General features: G+C 67.9%; 13 protein-coding genes and 1 pseudogene. 7 read left to right on the forward strand and 7 right to left on the reverse strand.

The features are described from left to right. Positions 1-40: 40 nt before the first annotated feature. The 3 genes and pseudogenes from ACFOLC_RS10810 to ACFOLC_RS10820 all read right to left on the reverse strand — a co-directional run. Positions 41-403: pseudogene (locus tag ACFOLC_RS10810) on the reverse strand (H-NS histone family protein); the annotation flags it as partial. Between the two features lie 132 nt (positions 404-535). Next, entirely contained in the window at positions 536-2,278 is a 1,743-nt protein-coding gene (locus ACFOLC_RS10815) for a proline--tRNA ligase (RefSeq protein WP_386759261.1), read from the reverse strand. A gap of 160 nt (positions 2,279-2,438) precedes the next feature. Then, positions 2,439-2,861 (reverse strand): DUF4124 domain-containing protein, encoded by a 423-nt coding sequence (locus tag ACFOLC_RS10820; protein WP_386759262.1) that lies wholly within the window; start codon positions 2,859-2,861, stop codon positions 2,439-2,441. A gap of 85 nt (positions 2,862-2,946) precedes the next feature. Between ACFOLC_RS10820 and pssA the strand changes: the two genes are divergently transcribed. From pssA to rimI, 3 genes are read left to right on the forward strand one after another with little or no spacing between them, the layout of a single operon-like run. After that, positions 2,947-3,723 carry a CDP-diacylglycerol--serine O-phosphatidyltransferase gene (pssA, locus tag ACFOLC_RS10825; protein WP_386759263.1) on the forward strand — a complete coding sequence of 259 codons (777 nt, stop codon included), beginning with the start codon at positions 2,947-2,949 and terminating at the stop codon, positions 3,721-3,723. Beyond that, positions 3,720-4,031, forward strand: a complete 312-nt coding sequence (locus tag ACFOLC_RS10830; protein ID WP_386759264.1) for a hypothetical protein — start codon at positions 3,720-3,722, stop codon at positions 4,029-4,031. Before pssA ends, ACFOLC_RS10830 begins: the two co-directional genes overlap by 4 nt. A gap of 53 nt (positions 4,032-4,084) precedes the next feature. Then, a complete protein-coding gene (gene rimI / locus ACFOLC_RS10835; RefSeq protein ID WP_386759417.1) occupies positions 4,085-4,522 on the forward strand; it encodes a ribosomal protein S18-alanine N-acetyltransferase in 438 nt (145 codons plus the stop codon). Positions 4,523-4,640: 118 nt separating this feature from the next. Here the strand turns inward: rimI and ACFOLC_RS10840 are convergent, their stop codons facing one another. The 3 genes from ACFOLC_RS10840 to ACFOLC_RS10850 form a co-directional block, all read right to left on the reverse strand. Next, the gene (locus tag ACFOLC_RS10840) at positions 4,641-7,538 is read right to left on the reverse strand and encodes a valine--tRNA ligase (protein ID WP_386759265.1); all 2,898 of its coding nucleotides are present in this window, start codon (positions 7,536-7,538) and stop codon (positions 4,641-4,643) included. 138 nt (positions 7,539-7,676) lie between these two features. Beyond that, positions 7,677-8,099 (reverse strand): DNA polymerase III subunit chi, encoded by a 423-nt coding sequence (locus ACFOLC_RS10845; RefSeq protein WP_386759266.1) that lies wholly within the window; start codon positions 8,097-8,099, stop codon positions 7,677-7,679. Positions 8,100-8,103: 4 nt separating this feature from the next. Beyond that, on the reverse strand, positions 8,104-9,582 hold the full coding sequence (locus ACFOLC_RS10850; RefSeq protein WP_386759267.1) for a leucyl aminopeptidase: 1,479 nt from the start codon (positions 9,580-9,582) through the stop codon (positions 8,104-8,106). A 179-nt stretch (positions 9,583-9,761) separates the two neighbouring features. Between ACFOLC_RS10850 and lptF the strand changes: the two genes are divergently transcribed. Next, a complete protein-coding gene (lptF, locus tag ACFOLC_RS10855; protein ID WP_386759268.1) occupies positions 9,762-10,856 on the forward strand; it encodes an LPS export ABC transporter permease LptF in 1,095 nt (364 codons plus the stop codon). Beyond that, positions 10,853-11,953 carry an LPS export ABC transporter permease LptG gene (lptG, locus tag ACFOLC_RS10860; RefSeq protein ID WP_386759269.1) on the forward strand — a complete coding sequence of 367 codons (1,101 nt, stop codon included), beginning with the start codon at positions 10,853-10,855 and terminating at the stop codon, positions 11,951-11,953. The genes lptF and lptG overlap by 4 nt, the downstream gene beginning before the upstream one ends. A gap of 557 nt (positions 11,954-12,510) precedes the next feature. Here the strand turns inward: lptG and ACFOLC_RS10865 are convergent. Continuing rightward, positions 12,511-12,984 (reverse strand): RDD family protein, encoded by a 474-nt coding sequence (locus tag ACFOLC_RS10865; RefSeq protein WP_386759270.1) that lies wholly within the window; start codon positions 12,982-12,984, stop codon positions 12,511-12,513. Between the two features lie 29 nt (positions 12,985-13,013). On the opposite strand from ACFOLC_RS10865, the gene xerD reads away from it, so the two are divergent. Together xerD and ACFOLC_RS10875 are read left to right on the forward strand one after the other, a co-directional pair. Then, entirely contained in the window at positions 13,014-13,973 is a 960-nt protein-coding gene (gene xerD, locus ACFOLC_RS10870; RefSeq protein ID WP_386759271.1) for a site-specific tyrosine recombinase XerD, read from the forward strand. A 506-nt stretch (positions 13,974-14,479) separates the two neighbouring features. Further along, positions 14,480-15,337, forward strand: coding sequence for a thioredoxin fold domain-containing protein (locus ACFOLC_RS10875; protein WP_386759418.1), 858 nt, complete (start codon positions 14,480-14,482; stop codon positions 15,335-15,337). The last annotated feature ends 4 nt before the right edge of the window (positions 15,338-15,341 follow it).

A 15,341-nucleotide genomic window follows, 5' to 3' on the forward strand; every position in this document is an offset into this window, starting at 1 on the left:
TTCTGCATCGAATCGGCGGATAACCCGCGGTCGATTACTGGATCAGGAAATCCTCAAGCTTGCGCCCACCGCTGGTATGGGCAGCCAGCCAGCGCGGCTGCTTGCCGCGGCCGGTCCAGGTCTCGGCGGCATTGGCCGGGTTGCGGTACTTGGGCGCGACCTTGCCCAGCGGCTTGCGGCCTTTCCTGGCTGCCGCCTTGGCGGGTTTGCCCGCACTGCGCGCCGGCGCCGCGCCGCCGAACAGCTCGGCGACGCTGTAGCCCTCGGCCTTGGCCAGCTGGGTCAATTTCTTGCGGACCACGGCGATCGGCTTGCGCTTGTTCAGCGTGCTCTTGCGCTTCTTGGCCTGATTGATCAGCGATTCGAGTTCTTTCGCGGACAACGAGGTGATATCGATCGACATGAAACCTCCGAAACTGTGGGGAGTAATATCGGCCAGTCCATGGCGGATCGCGGGATCATAATCCCGCGATACTGTTGTCGTAAATGCGGCGTATATGACAGTTAATGCATTAACTGCCGAGCCGGCATCAAATCATTTGCCGAATCTGGCGAACACGCCGGCGTGGTCGATATTTTCCGCTTCGCTGGCGCGGCGGTGGCGGTATTCGAACGTGCCGGCGGCCAGGCCGCGCTCGGAGACCACGATCCGGTGCGGGATCCCGATCAGTTCGATATCGGCGAACATCGCGCCCGGGCGCAGGCCGCGGTCGTCGAGCGCGGTTTCCACGCCGGCGGCATTGAGCTCGCGGTAAAGCGCGTCGGCGGCTGCGGTCACGGCGGCATCGTTTTTCGGATTGATCACGCACACCACCGCCTGCCACGGCGCCATCGCCTCGGGCCAGACGATGCCGTTGGCATCAAAGTTCTGCTCGATGGCGGCGGCCACGATCCGCGACACGCCGATGCCGTAGCAGCCCATCGCCGGCATCACCGCCTTGCCGTTGGCGTCGAGCACGGTCAACTTCATCGCCTCGGAGTACTTGCGGCCAAGCGCGAACACGTGGCCGACCTCGATGCCGCGGGCGATGGCGAGCGTGCCGCGGCCGTCGGGCGAAGGATCGCCTTCGACGACGTTGCGGATGTCGGCCACAACGTCCGGTTCGGCCAGGTCACGGCCCCAGTTGACACCGGCGAGGTGGTAACCGGCCTCGTTGGCGCCGACGACGAAGTCCGCCATCGCCGCGACGCTGCGGTCGGCGACGATGCCGATGGCCTGCTTCGGATTCCCGGTGGCGCTCTTGGCGCCGCCAACAAGTACCGGGCCGAGGAAGCCGGGTTCACTGCCCAGGTGCGCGTCGATTTCTGCTTCGGTGGCCAAGCGGTATTCGGCCAGGCCCGCGAGCTTGGACAGCTTGATCTCGTTGACGACGTGGTCGCCGCGCACCAGCGCCAGCACGAACCGGGCGTTGCCGTCGGCATCGACGCCCATCACCGCCACCGACTTGACCGTGCGCTGCAGGTCGATGCCCATCAGCGCGGCAACGTCTTCGCAGGTCTTCTGCGTCGGCGTGTCGACCTTGCGCAGCGCCTCCGCCGCCGCGGCGCGCGGGCCGGGCGCGACGGCCTCGGCCAGCTCGACGTTGGCGGCGTAGTCCGAACCGGTGGAGAAAAAGATCGCGTCCTCGCCGGAGTCGGCCAGCACCTGGAATTCGTGCGAGGCGCTGCCGCCGATCGCGCCGGTGTCGGCGGCCACGGCGCGGAACTTCAGACCCAGGCGGGTGAAGATGCGGCCGTAGGTGTCGTACATGTTCTGGTATTCGGCGGCGAGCGATTCGTCGTCGACATGGAACGAGTACGCGTCCTTCATCAGGAACTCGCGCGCGCGCATCACGCCGAAACGCGGGCGGATCTCGTCGCGGAACTTGGTCTGGATGTTGTAGAAATTGACCGGCAGCTGCTTGTAGCTGGACAGCTCCTGGCGCGCGAAGTCGGTGATGACCTCCTCGGCGGTCGGGCCGTAGCAGTAGCCGGCCTCCTTGCGGTCCTTGATCTTGAGCAGCTGGCCGCCGAACTTCTCCCAACGGCCGGTTTCCTCCCACAGTCCCTGCGGCTGGATGGTCGGCATCAGCAGTTCGACCGCGCCGCTGGCGTCCATCTCCTCGCGCACGGCGCGCTCGACCTTGCGCAGCACGCGCAGGCCCAGCGGCGACCAGGTGTACAGGCCGGCGGCGAGCTTGCGGATCATGCCGGCCTTGAGCATCAGCTTGTGACTGATGATTTCGGCCTCGGCGGGGGTTTCCTTGCTGGTGTGGAGATGGAACTGCGACAGGCGCATCGGCTCGGCTTCGGACGTAGGGAAGCGGGCATTTTGCCATGCGCGGCGCGGGCTGCCGGCGCCGCGGGCATGGCAACCGCGCCAGCCATCGCCGTTTGCAGGCGTATGTGTGGGTCAGGTCCGGCGTGGGGGGCCGGGTTCGCCCCGGCCTGCGTTGCGATCAGGCGCCGCTGGCGACGCTCGCGCCTTCGCAATAGGTCTTGATCTGCGCCTCGGCCAGGGTGGTGCGGTTGGCGCGCTCGCTGTCGTTGAGGGCGCGATCGGGCTTGCCGTCCTTGTCCTCGTCGATGTTGACCGTCGTACTGCCCTGGAGCACGGTCAGGTTGCTGCGCGCGTTGCTGCAGTTGGCGTTGATCGCCGGCTTGGCGGCCGCGGTAGGTGCGACGCTGCCGCCCTTGTCGTTCATCGTGCGCCCCTTGATCGCCTGGTCCGGCGGTGGCGAGTCCGAGTAGTGGCTGACGCCCTTGGCGTCCTTCCACTGGTAGACCTTGGCGGCGAAGGCAGGCAGGGCGAAGACCAGGCACAGGCCGGCGAGCAGCCCGGGCAGCAGGCGAAGCGTCGGGCGGGTCGGCATACGGGACATGGCAGGCTCCGGACTGGAACGGCGGGGCGGGGGAGCCCGATTGCAGCACCGCGTCGGCGTGCAGGCAAGCGTTAAACTCCCAAACATGGACGAAACGCAACAAACCCCACGCCCGCGCGGACGCGGCATCTACCTGCTGCCGAACCTGTTCACCACCGGCGGCCTGTTCGCCGGCTTCTACGCGATCATCGCCGCGACCCAGGGCCGTTTCGACGACGCCTGCATCGCGGTGTTCATCGCCGCGATCCTCGACGGCGTCGACGGCCGCGTCGCGCGCCTGACCAACACCCAGAGCGAGTTCGGCGTGCAGTACGACTCGCTGGCCGACCTGATCAGCTTTGGCCTGGCGCCGGCGCTGGTGATGTACCACTGGGCGCTGGTGACGATGAAGTACGACGGGGCGATGCCCGGCAAGATCGGCTGGATCGCGGCGTTCCTGTACGCGGCCTGCGCGGCGCTGCGGCTGGCGCGCTTCAACTCGCAGGTCGGCCAGGTCGACAAACGCTGGTTCATCGGTCTGGCCAGTCCGGCCGCGGCCGGCGTGGTGGCGAGTTTCGTGTGGACCTTCCACGAGCTGGGCTACACCGGCGAGCAACTTCGCTACGCCGCGCTGGCGGTGACGGTGGCCGCCGGCGGGCTGATGGTCAGCCGCCTGCGCTATTTCAGCTTCAAGGGGGCTGGCCCGCGCCACGACCGGGTGCCGTTCCTGGCCATCATCGTGGTGCTCGCAGCGGTAATCGCGATCGCGATCGACCCGCCCAGCGTGCTGCTGGCAATCGGCACGCTGTACGCGCTGTCCGGCCCGGTCTACGCGGCCTGGCGTCGCCTGCATCGGCCGGCTTCGCCGGAGGCCGGGGCATGAGCGCCTTGTGGAGCCAGGAGCAGCACGAATGGTTGCGGGCGCTGGGCCACCCGGTGCTGACGCTGGCATCGGCGACCACCGCCAGTGCCGATCCGGTGCCGATGGCACGCAGTAGCGCCGCCGAGGCGACACCCGACAGCCCGTTGTGGCGCGCGCTGCTGTGCGCCGCCGGGCGGCCGCCCGGCGCGGCGGCCGATGCCGCACTGGCGGGCCTGCCCGATCCGGCGGCGCTGCGCGGCAACGCCGCCGCCAAGCGCGCGTTGTGGCCACGCTTGCGCGCCCTGCGCCGGCAGGTCGGCCCGCGGTGAGCGCGCTGGCGGTCGACACCGGACTGGTCGCGCCATCGCCGGCGCTGCGGCCGATGCGCGAGGACGATCTCGATGCCGTGCACGCGATCGAGATCCGCGCCTATGAGTTCCCGTGGACGGTCGGCATCTTCCGCGACTGCCTGCGCGCCGATTACCCGTCATGGGTGCTGCTGGCCGATGGCCGCATCGTCGGCTATTTCCTGATGAGCATCGCCGCCGGCGAGGCGCACGTGCTCAACGTCTGCGTCGACCCGGCGCGGCACGGCCATGGCCATGGCCGCAAGCTGCTGCTGGCGCTGCTGCAGATCGCGCGCGGTCGCGGCGCGCAGCGCGTGTTCCTCGAAGTGCGGCCGTCCAACATCGGCGCGATCGCGCTCTACCACTCCGAGGGCTTCAACGAGATCGGCCGCCGCCCGCGCTATTACCCGGCCAAGGACGGGCGCGAGGACGCGCTGGTGATGGCGATCGAGCTGCTGCCGCCGGAGTCGTAAGGGTCGCAGGCAGCCAGTAGCCCGGGTAAGGCCAAAGGCCGCACCCGGGATGGCGGTTGCGGCTGCCTGAAAGCCCCGGGTGCGGCTTTGCCTTACCCGGGTTACGCAGAGGTTCCGATTACTGCAGCTTCGCGCGCTGCGTCGCCAGCGCCTCGCGCTGCAGGTTCCAGTCGGCCAGGCGCTTGCGTTCCTGCTCGACCACCGCCGCCGGTGCGTTGGCGACGAAGGTCTCGCTGGCGAGCTTGCCGTGGCACTTGCCGATCTCGCCGTCGACGCGCTTGAGTTCCTTGTCCAGGCGCGTGCGCTCGGCGTCGAGGTCGACCAGGCCTGCCAGCGGCACCAGCAGCTTGAGTTCGCCGACCAGGGTGGTGGCCGCGGCCGGCGCGGCGCCGGCGTCGGCGAGCACGTCGATGCGGTCGAGCCTGGTCAGGAAGCGCAGCTGCGAGTCGAAACGGGCGACGCGGGCGCGATCGACCGGGCTGCAGTCGGCCAGCAGCAGCGGCACCGTCTTCGATGGCGCCACGTTGAGCTCGCTGCGGATCTTGCGCAACGCGGTGACCATCGCCTTGAGCCATTCGACGTCGGCTTCGGCGGCAGCGTAGTCCTGGGTGGCGAAATCGCCGGCCTGCGGGTACGGGCGCAGCATGATCGTGGTTTCACTGATGCCGAGCTTCGGCGCGACCTGTTGCCACAGCTCCTCGGTGACGAACGGGATCAGCGGATGCAGCAGCGACAGCAGGCGCTCGAGCACGTACAGCAGGGTGTGACGGGTGCTGTCGGCGGCCGCGCGGCCTTCATCAGTGGTGATGTCGCCGTTCAAGGCGGGCTTCGCCAGCTCGACGAACCAGTCGCAGAAGTCGTTCCAGGCGAATTCGTACAGCGCCTGCGTCAGCAGGTCGAAGCGGTAGGCGGCGAAATGCTGCTCGACCTCGCGCGTGGTCTTGGCCAACTGCGCCAGGATCCAGCGCTCGGCGTCGGTTTTCGGGCTTGGAGCCCCTCTCCCCTCGGGAGAAGGGTTGGGGTGAGGGTGCGGCGAAGTGGAGGCGTTGCTGTTCTCCGAACCCTCATCCGTCGCTTCGCGCCACCTTCTTCCGGAGGGAGAAGGAATTTCAAAGCCCTCGGTGTTCATCAGCACGAAGCGCGTCGCGTTCCACAGCTTGTTGCAGAAGTTCTTGTAGCCCTCGGCGCGGCCGAGATCGAACTTGATGTCGCGGCCATGGGTGGCCAGCGCGGCGATGGTGAAGCGCAGCGCGTCGGCACCGAAGGCCGGGATGCCCTCGGGGAATTCCTTGCGCGTGGCCTTCTCGATCTTCTCGGCCATCTTTGGCTGCATCAGGCCGCCGGTGCGCTTGGCCACCAGGTCGTCGAGCGAGATGCCATCGATCAGGTCGAGCGGGTCAAGCACGTTGCCCTTTGATTTCGACATCTTCTGGCCGTGCGCATCGCGCACCAGGCCGTGGATGTAGACGTCCTTGAACGGTACGCGGCCGGTGAAGTGGTCGGTCGCCATGATCATGCGCGCGACCCAGAAGAAGATGATGTCGAAGCCGGTGACCAGTACGCTCGACGGCACGTAGCGATCAAAGCCACGTTCTTCCATCAACTGTTGGTTGGGCCAGCCCATGGTCGAGAACGGCCACAGCTGCGAGGAAAACCAGGTCTCGAGCACGTCGCTGTCCTGCGACAGCGCGACGTCGTGGCCGAGTCCATGCTTCGCGCGCACCTCGGCCTCGTTGCGGCCGACGTAGATGCGGCCGTCGTCGTCGTACCAGGCCGGGATGCGGTGGCCCCACCACAGCTGGCGGCTGATGCACCAATCCTGGATGTTCTCCATCCAGTGGCGGTAGGTGTTGATCCAGTTGGCGGGGACCAGCTTGACCTCGCCCTTCTCGACCAGCTCGAGGCCGCGCTTGGCCAGGCCGTCCATCTTCACGAACCACTGGTCGGTCAGGTACGGCTCGATCACCTGGCCGGTGCGGTCGCCGCGCGGCACCTGCAGCTTGTGCGGCTTGGTCTCGACCAGGCGGCCTTCGCTTTCGAGGTCGGCGAGCACGGCCTTGCGGGCATCAAAGCGATCCAGCCCGCGGTACTTTTCCGGCGCATTGCCGTTGACCGCGGCGGCATGGGTGAAGATGTTGATCAGCGGCAGGCCATGACGTTGTCCGACCTGGTAGTCGTTGAAGTCGTGCGCCGGCGTGACCTTGACCACGCCGGTGCCGAACTCGCGGTCGACGTAGTCGTCGGCGATCACCGGGATCTGCCGGCCGGTCAGCGGCAGGGTCACGGTCTTGCCGATCAGGTGAACGTAGCGCTCGTCCTGCGGATGGACCATGACCGCGGTGTCGCCAAGCATGGTTTCCGGGCGCGTGGTGGCGACGATGAGGTCACCGCTGCCGTCGCTGAGCGGGTAGCTGATCGACCACAGGAAGCCGTCTTCCTCCTCGTTGACGACCTCCAGGTCGGAGATCGCGGTCTTCAGCACCGGGTCCCAGTTGACCAGCCTTTGCCCACGGTAAACCAGGTCCTGCTCGTGCAGGCGCACGAACGCCTCGACCACCGCGTCGGCGGCCATCGGGTCCATGGTGAAGACGCTGCGCGTCCAGTCGCCGGACGTGCCGAGGCGGCGCATCTGCCGCTCGATGGTGTCGCCGGAGTGCTGCTTCCACTCCCAGACCTTTTCGATGAAGCCGTCGCGGCCGAGGTCGTCACGGGTCAGGCCGTCGCGGCTGAGGTTGCGCGCCACCACCATCTCGGTGGCGATGCCGGCGTGGTCGCTGCCCATCTGCCACAGCGCATCAAAGCCGCGCATGCGGTGATAGCGGATCAGCGCGTCCTGCAGGGTGTGCTGGAAGGCGTGGCCCATGTGCAGGGTGCCGGTGACGTTCGGCGGCGGCAGCAGGATGGTGTACGGCTCGCCCTCGCCGCGCGGCTTGAATACGCCACTGCGCTCCCACTCTTCGTACAGGCGGGTTTCGAACTGCTTGGGGTCGTAGCTGGGGGCGAGGGTGTCGGTCATGTCCGAGTCTTTGTTTCTTTTGCCGTCATCCCCGCGAAGGCGGGGATCCATGGACTTTGTGTTTTACGGGTTCAACGTCCTTGGATTCCCGCCGGAGCCTGTCCTGAGCGGGCCGAAGGGCGGGAATGACGCAGGGCGTTACATGTCGTATTTCTTCAGCTCCAGGCCGCGTGCCTGGTACTGCTTCCAGCGCTCGCGCAACGGGCCACGCGCGCTGTCGTCGGCCGGCACCACTTCGAGCACGCGCTCGAAGCCATCGCCGACAGGCTCGTCGCGCAGGTTGATCACCAGCGGGCGCATCGGCGTGTCGGTGTCGGGCGCGGCGATCAGCACCGGTGCGAGTTCGTCCTCGTCGTCGCCGGCGATCTGGTGCGGGATGTAGGCGTCCTCGTCGAACGCCCACAGCAGCTCGTCGATCTGCTCGGCCTGTTCGGCATCGCGCGCCAGCACCAGCGTCCACAGGTTGGCATCGTGCGCCTTGCGCGCGAGTTCGCAGACGAGCAGCAGAGGCTCCTCGCGGAACCGCTCCTTCTGGATCAGGTAGAAGTCCGCGCGCGCCACGCGATCAGGCCGCGCGGTCCAACAGCCACTGGCTCAGCAGGCCGACCGGGCGACCGGTGGCCATGCCGCGCTTGCCTTCATCGCTGGCGCTGCCGGCGATGTCCAGGTGTGCCCAGCGCTGGCCCTCGGCGAAGCGCGCCAGGAAGCAGCCGGCGGTGATCGCGCCGGCCCAGCGGCCGCCGATGTTGTAGACGTCGGCAAAGCTGGACTCCAGCAGGGTCTGGTACTCGTCCCACAGCGGCAGGCGCCAGGCGCGGTCGAACACGTTCTCGCCGGCGTCGAGCAGTTCGGCGGCGAGGTCGTCGTGCTTGCTCATCAGGCCCGAGGCGTACTTGCCCAGCGCGACCATGCAGGCGCCGGTCAGTGTGGCGACGTCGACCAGCGCAGCCGGCTCGAAGCGCTGCGCGTAGGTCAGCGAGTCGCACAGGATCAGGCGGCCCTCGGCGTCGGTGTTGCCCACTTCAATCGTTTTGCCGGACATGCTGGTGAGCACGTCGGACGGGCGGTAGGCGTCGGCGTCGGGCATGTTCTCGACCGCCGGCACGATCACCACCAGGTTGATCGGCAGCTGCATGCCGACCGCGGACACGAACGTGCCCATCACGGTGGCGCCGCCGCACATGTCGTATTTCATCTCCTCGATCCCGCCCTGGGTCTTGAGGTTGATGCCGCCGGTGTCGAAGGTGATGCCCTTGCCGACCAGCACGAAGGGTTTGGCGTCGCCACCGTTGCTGTACTTGAGCACGATCAGCTTGGGCGGATTGGCCGAGCCGCGGCCGACCGCGAGCAGCGAGCCCATGCCCAGCTCGGTCATCTGCGCCACGTCGAGCACCTCGCACGAGGTGGTGGCGAAGCGGCCGGCGAATTCCTGCGCCTGCTGCGCCAGATAGGCCGGGTTGCAGATGTTCGGCGGCAGGTTGCCCAGCTCGCGCGAGAACTGCACGCCGGCGGCGATCGCCTGGCCCTGGGCCAGCGCAACCGGGTCGCTGCCCAGGACGGCGAAGGTGCGCAGGCCCGGTTCGTCCTTTTTCTTGCCGTTGGCGCCGAGCGTGGCGGTGTAGCGGTAGCAGGCGTGATCGGCGGTGATCACGGCCTGGCGGATCGCCCAGGCGGCATCGCGGCCGGCGACCGGCACTTCGCTCAGGGTGAACAGCGCGGTGGCGACCGGGCCGGACTTGAGGGCGCGGGCGGCATCGCCCACGGCCTTGAGGTACTGCGGCACGCCGAACTTGCCGGCCTCACCGAGGCCGACCACCAGCACCCGCGGCGCGGCGACGCCGGCCAGGTCGTGCAGCAGCGCGGTCTTGCCGGTCTTGCCGCTGAGGTCGCCACGCTCCAGCAGGGCGCGCAGGCGGCCACCGCTGGCGTCGTCAAGCGCCTGCGCCGTCGGCGTCAGGCTGTGGTCGGCGAAGGCGCCTACCACGATGCAATCGGTGTGGGCGGCGGCGGGGGCGTCGCGGTTCAGGGTGAATTCGAGGGCCATCCAACAGATTCCCGTGTAATGAAAGCAGGCGGAGATAAAGCAACCAAGTTCCGTACAATCGAGCGGTGGTGAGTGGGTGCAATGCCCCGGGCCGCGCATGCGCAGCCAGCTCACGCCCTCGGACGAATCTCCGATTTTAGAACAAGTTCCCAGATCAAGCCGCCCCGAAGCCCAAATCGATGCCCAAGCTGGACCGCTACCTGCTGAGCGAATTCGCCCAGGCGATCTTCGCCACCCTGGTGGTGCTGCTGATCGTCACCGTCGGCGGCGCCTTCACCGACGTGCTGCAGGACATCGCCCGCGGGCGCGTGCCGGCCGGGATGATGCTGGCCCAGCTCGGCCTGGTGCTGATCAAGTGGCTGCCGCTGATCCTGCCGCTGGCGCTGATGCTGGGGCTGATGATGGGGGTCGGCCGGCTCTACCGCGACTCGGAGATGCCGGTGATCGCCTCGATCGGCGTCGGTCCGCGCCGGCTGCTCAAGCCGCTGCTGCTGGCGGTGCTGCCGATCGTGGCGGTGGTCGCGGCCTGCTCGCTGTGGCTGGGGCCGTGGGCCGACCGCATGTCCAAGCAGATGGTCAACGAGGCGAACCGCAACCTGATCATGGCCGGTCTGGAGCCGGGCAGCTTCACCTGGCTCCCCGGCGGCGACGGCGTGATCTACGTTGGCAGCATGTCCAAGGACGGCAGCCAGCTGCAGCGCGTGTTCGTCTACCGTGATTCCGGCGACCGCATCGACATCACCTCCGCCGCCAGTGGCGCACTGACCGTCGGCGACAGCGGCGACCGCTACCTGACCCTGCAACAGGGCTTCCAGGTCGAAGGCCCGCACTACGTCGGGCGCGATTTCCGCCTGATGCGCTATGCCAGCAACCAGGTGCTGCTGCCGGTCAATGAAATGAAATACGACCCGGATGCGCCGGAAATGCTGCCGACCACGGCACTGTTCGGCGACGCGCGGCCCGAGGCCAACGCCCAGTTGCACTACCGGCTGGCGCCGCCGTTGCTGACCCTGGCCTTTGCGCTGATGGCGGTGCCGCTGGCGCGCAGCATGCCGCGCCAGGCGCGCTACGGTCGCATCCTGATGGGGTTTCTGGCCTACCTGATCGGGCAGAACCTGATGATGGCCGGGCGCGGCTGGCTGGAGGACGGCAAGATCGCCGGCTTCCTCGGCCTGTGGTGGCTGGTGCTGCCGGCGCTGGCGATCGCGCTGTGGCTGTACTTCCGCGACGGCCGGCTGGGGCGGGCCAAGGGCGTGAGCGGAGCGACGCCATGAGGCTGCTGCCGAAGATCCACGACGTCTACGTCGGCAAGACCGTGCTCGGCACCGTGCTGCTGACCTGGGCGGTGCTGCTGGGGCTGGATTTCATGCTGAGCTTCGTCAGCGAGTTCGGCGACGTCGGCAAGGGCAAGTACGGCTTCGTGCAGGCCCTGACCTACATGATCTACACCGTGCCGCGGCGCTTGCATTACCTGTTCCCGTACGCGGCGGTGATCGGTTCGCTGATGGCGCTCGGCCAGCTGGCGGCGACCTCGGAGCTGACCGCGCTGCGCGCGCTGGGCCTGTCGCGGCGCCGGCTCAGCCTGGCCGTGGCCGGCGCGCTGGCGCTGCTGACCGCCTTGATGGTGCTCAACGGCGAAAGCTTCGGCCCCTGGGGCCAGCATCGCGCCGAGGCGCTCAAGGCGGCGGCGAAGTCCGGCAACACGGTGGTGGCGCAGTACACCGGGCTGTGGGCGCGCGAGGGCGAGATCATCCTGCACGCGCAGGGCGGGCAGGAGCGCGAGAAGGACGGCGACAGCTGGCTTGAGCTCAACAGCGTCACCTTCTACGAGTTTGCCGACGACGGTCGCCTGCAGTCGATGGCGTTCGCCAAGGTCGCCGAGCACCGCCCGGGCGGCTGGCAGTTGCGCGACATCACCCGCACCCATTTCGATGCCAAGTCGGTGCGACAGGAGCAGGTCAAGCAGGAGCGCTGGGAGTCCAAACTCGACGCCGCCGCGCTGTCGGCCGGCACCGAGCGGCCGCGCTACCTGTCGTCGCTGGACCTGCGCAAGGCCATCGAATACCGCCTGCGCAACGGCCTGGACGCGTCCGAGTTCCAGGAGCATTACTGGGGCCGTTGGTTCTATCCGATCAACGTGCTGGCGTTGTGCCTGGCGGCGGTGCCGTTCGCGTTCGGCTCGCTGCGCAGCGGCGGCATGGGCAAGCGCTTGTTCATCGGCATCGTGTTCGCGCTCGGCTTCTGGCTGCTGCAGACGCAGTTCGTGAAGCTGGCGACGGTGTACAAGTTCGACTACCGCATCGCCTACCTGTTGCCGACGCTGATCATGATTGGCGTGTCGGCTTATCTGTTCAAGAAACGGAGCGGTTGAGGCGGGTCTTCCCTTCCGCGATCTTGATCGTCATCCCAGTGAAGGCGGGGATCCAGGGATGCTGGCTCTGATCGTTTGTTGTTGAAAGCCAAAGCTTCCGTCCGCTGCCGCGGCCGGGTCACTTTCTCTTGCTGGCCCAAGAGAAAGTAACCAAAGAGAAGGGCTTTCCTCGACACATCAGTCCCACAACCGGAGCGGTTGAGGGGATTTTCCGACTCGCCATCCATGGCTCGGTCGGAAAACGGCGCACATCCTGTGCGCCGCCCTTTGGGTCTGGAGAAGTGGTGGGCTGCTCAAAAGCCGAAGGCAATGCTGATCAAGTCCCCTTTGCTTGTCATTCCCGCGAAGGCAGGAATCCAAGGACGTTGTTGTTCAAGGGGCTGACGTCCATGGATCCCCGCCTTCGCGGGGGTGACGGTACATATTCAGCGTTGCTCTAAAGCCGACGGAAAAGCAAAAAAAAGCGCACCCGCATCCTCGCTCTTCATCCTTAAGCGTAGCGCCGCGCGGAGTCAAAGAACGAAAGGGTTTATTTGTGGCTGATGGCGCTCCGAGCCTTACTTCACCCGCTTCGGCAACCGCACCATCCGCGTTCCGCTGGCGCGGTCGTGCCACGTCAATCGGTCGCGGTCGAGCCACGCCCACCAGAAGCCGAGGCCGCCCAGCAGCAGTGACAGCGTGCCGACCGCGTAGCGGATCGAAAGCGCGTGCCACGTCGGGGTCGACGCGCCCTGGCTCGCAACCACGCGCAGGCGCCATGGCCGCATGCCCAGTGTCTGGCCGCCGCGGTGCCAGCTGACGATCGCGTAGGCGGCGGTGAGCAGCCAGCACGCCAGCCACAGCAGCCACTGCAATGGACTGAGCGGGGCGATGTTCTCGCGCGCGGCGTGGCCGGTCAGGTAATAGGCGAGCGTGAACGCGCCCGACGCCAACATCCACAGCGCCAGTGTCGGCCACAGGTCGTACAGCAACGCGAGCAGGCGCCAGCCGATCAGCGCGTTGGGCTTGGAAGGTGCGTCGTTGGATGCCATCGCATCAGGATAGCCGCTAAGCTGAAACGATGAGCTCGAAAACCCCCGCCGAACGCCGCAGCCGCGCGATGGCGCTGCCGCCGCTGGCCGATGCCGACGAGCGCGCGATCAGCAGTTTCCTCGACGCGATCTGGGCCGAGAGCGGACTCGCGCAGCAGACGCTGCACAGCTACCGCCGTGATCTCGAAGGCCTCGCGCGCTGGCGCGACGGTCGCGATGGCGGCCTGGCCGGGGCCGATCGCGCCGCATTGTTCGATTACCTCGCCTGGCGCACCCGGCAGGGCTATTCGCCGCGCAGCAATGCGCGCCTGCTGTCGGCGTTGCGCGCGTTCTACGCGCTGCGCGTGCGCCGCGGCGAGCGCAGCGACGACCCGACCGCGCTGCTGGAGCCGCCGAAGCTGCCGCGGTCGCTGCCCAAGGCGCTGGCCGAAAGCCAGATCGACGCCCTGCTGGCGGCGCCCACGGTCGACACGCCGCTGGGCCTGCGTGATCGCGCCATGCTCGAACTGATGTACGCCGCCGGGCTGCGCGTGAGCGAGCTGGTGAACCTGCCGGCGACCGCGGTCAACCTGCGTCAGGGCGTGCTGCGGGTGATGGGCAAGGGCAACAAGGAACGGCTGGTGCCGCTGGGCGAGGAGGCGCAGCACTGGCTGGAGCGCTACCTGGCACAGGCGCGACCGCAACTGGCCGGCAAACAGGCGCTGAAACCCCTGTTCGTCGGTGGGGCCGGTGACGAAGGCGCTCCGACGCGGCAGCAGTTCTGGGGACTGGTCAAACGCTACGCCGGCGCGGCCGGCATCGACCCCGTCAGGGTCAGCCCGCACGGCCTGCGCCACAGCTTCGCCACGCACCTGCTCAACCATGGTGCCGACCTGCGCGCGCTGCAGATGCTGCTCGGCCACAGCTCGCTGTCGACCACGCAGATCTACACGCTGGTGGCGCGCGAGCAGCTCAAGCAACTCCATGCCAAACACCACCCGAGGGGGTGAGGCAGGCCGCTTGCGCGGCACTGCCGCGCGGCCTGCCGAACGCCCGGGCATGGATGCCCGGGCCGGATCGATCCGAAGCCGGTAACGCAGCGTCATGGATGGCAGCCGTGGACTCATCGCCCCCCAGCCCAGCGGCACTGCCGCGCGGCCTGCCGAAAGCCCGGGCATGTGTGAGCCCGAGGCGTTTGCGAGACATTGCCTGATGCCTTGGGTAACGCTGAATAAGTGCCGTCATCCCCGCGCAAGCCGGGATCCAGTACCTTCAATCCATTGAAAGAGGCAAGGTCCTTGGATAGTGCCGCCGTTCGCCGGCCCAAAAGACCCCGCCTTCGCGGGAATGACGACAGAGCGGCTTGATCAGCGCTGCCCTTGGTGAACGCCCTGCGCGTTGCCCTTGCCTCTCCACTCCGCGACCGATGACACTGGCCGTACAGGGGTGGCATGCCACAATCCCGAAACAATCCCCCGTTCGAGCGGTCCCAATGACCGCCCCTGCCAGGAATCCCCTGATGAAGCGCACCCTCCTCGCCGTGCTCGGCGCGATCAGTCTTTCCGCCTGCGCCCAGGCACCGGAGGCCGGTAAGGCCGCGCAGGCGCCCAGCGCCAGTGCGGCCGCCACCGCGGCCAAGCCCGCTGCGGGTACGCCGGACGCGCGCGCGATCGCGGCGGTACGCCAGCTCAACCCGCAGGTCGAGGTCGAGCGCGTCGGCGCGTCGGCGCTGCCAGGCTTCCGCGAGGCGATCGTGGCCGGACAGGTGGTCTACGTCAGCGACGACGGCCGTTATCTGTTCCTGCCCGGTTCCGGCGGCGCCCTGTTCGACGTGGCTGCCAAGAAGAACCTGAGCGAGGCCGCGATGGCGGCGATGCGCAAGCAACTGCTGCAGACCATCCCCGCCAGCGAGCGCATCGTGTTCGCGCCGGCCAAGCCCAAGCACACCGTCACCGTCTTCACCGACGTCGAGTGCGGCTACTGCCGCAAGCTGCACAGCGAGATCGCCGAGTACAACCGCCAGGGCATTGCCATCGAGTACCTGGCGTTCCCGCGCATGGGCCTGGGCAGCGAGGACTACAAGAAGATGGTCTCGGTGTGGTGCGCCGCCGACCGCCGCAAGGCGCTGACCCAGGCCAAGGCCGACGGCCGCGTGCCGAGCAAGGACTGCAAGAGTTCGGTGAACATGCAGTACGACATCGGCCAGCGCGTCGGCCTGGCCGGTACGCCGATGATCCTGGCCAGCGACGGCACCCAGCTCGGCGGCTACGTGCCGCCGGCGGCGCTGCGGGCGGCACTGGACAAGCTGGCCGCCGGCGACGGGGCCGCCCCGGCGGCAACCACGGCCGCCGATCCGGTCGCCCCGGGCGCCTGACCTC

The organism is Lysobacter cavernae (assembly GCF_042648505.1).
In the GTDB taxonomy this organism is placed as follows: Bacteria; Pseudomonadota; Gammaproteobacteria; order Xanthomonadales; family Xanthomonadaceae; genus Lysobacter_L; species Lysobacter_L cavernae.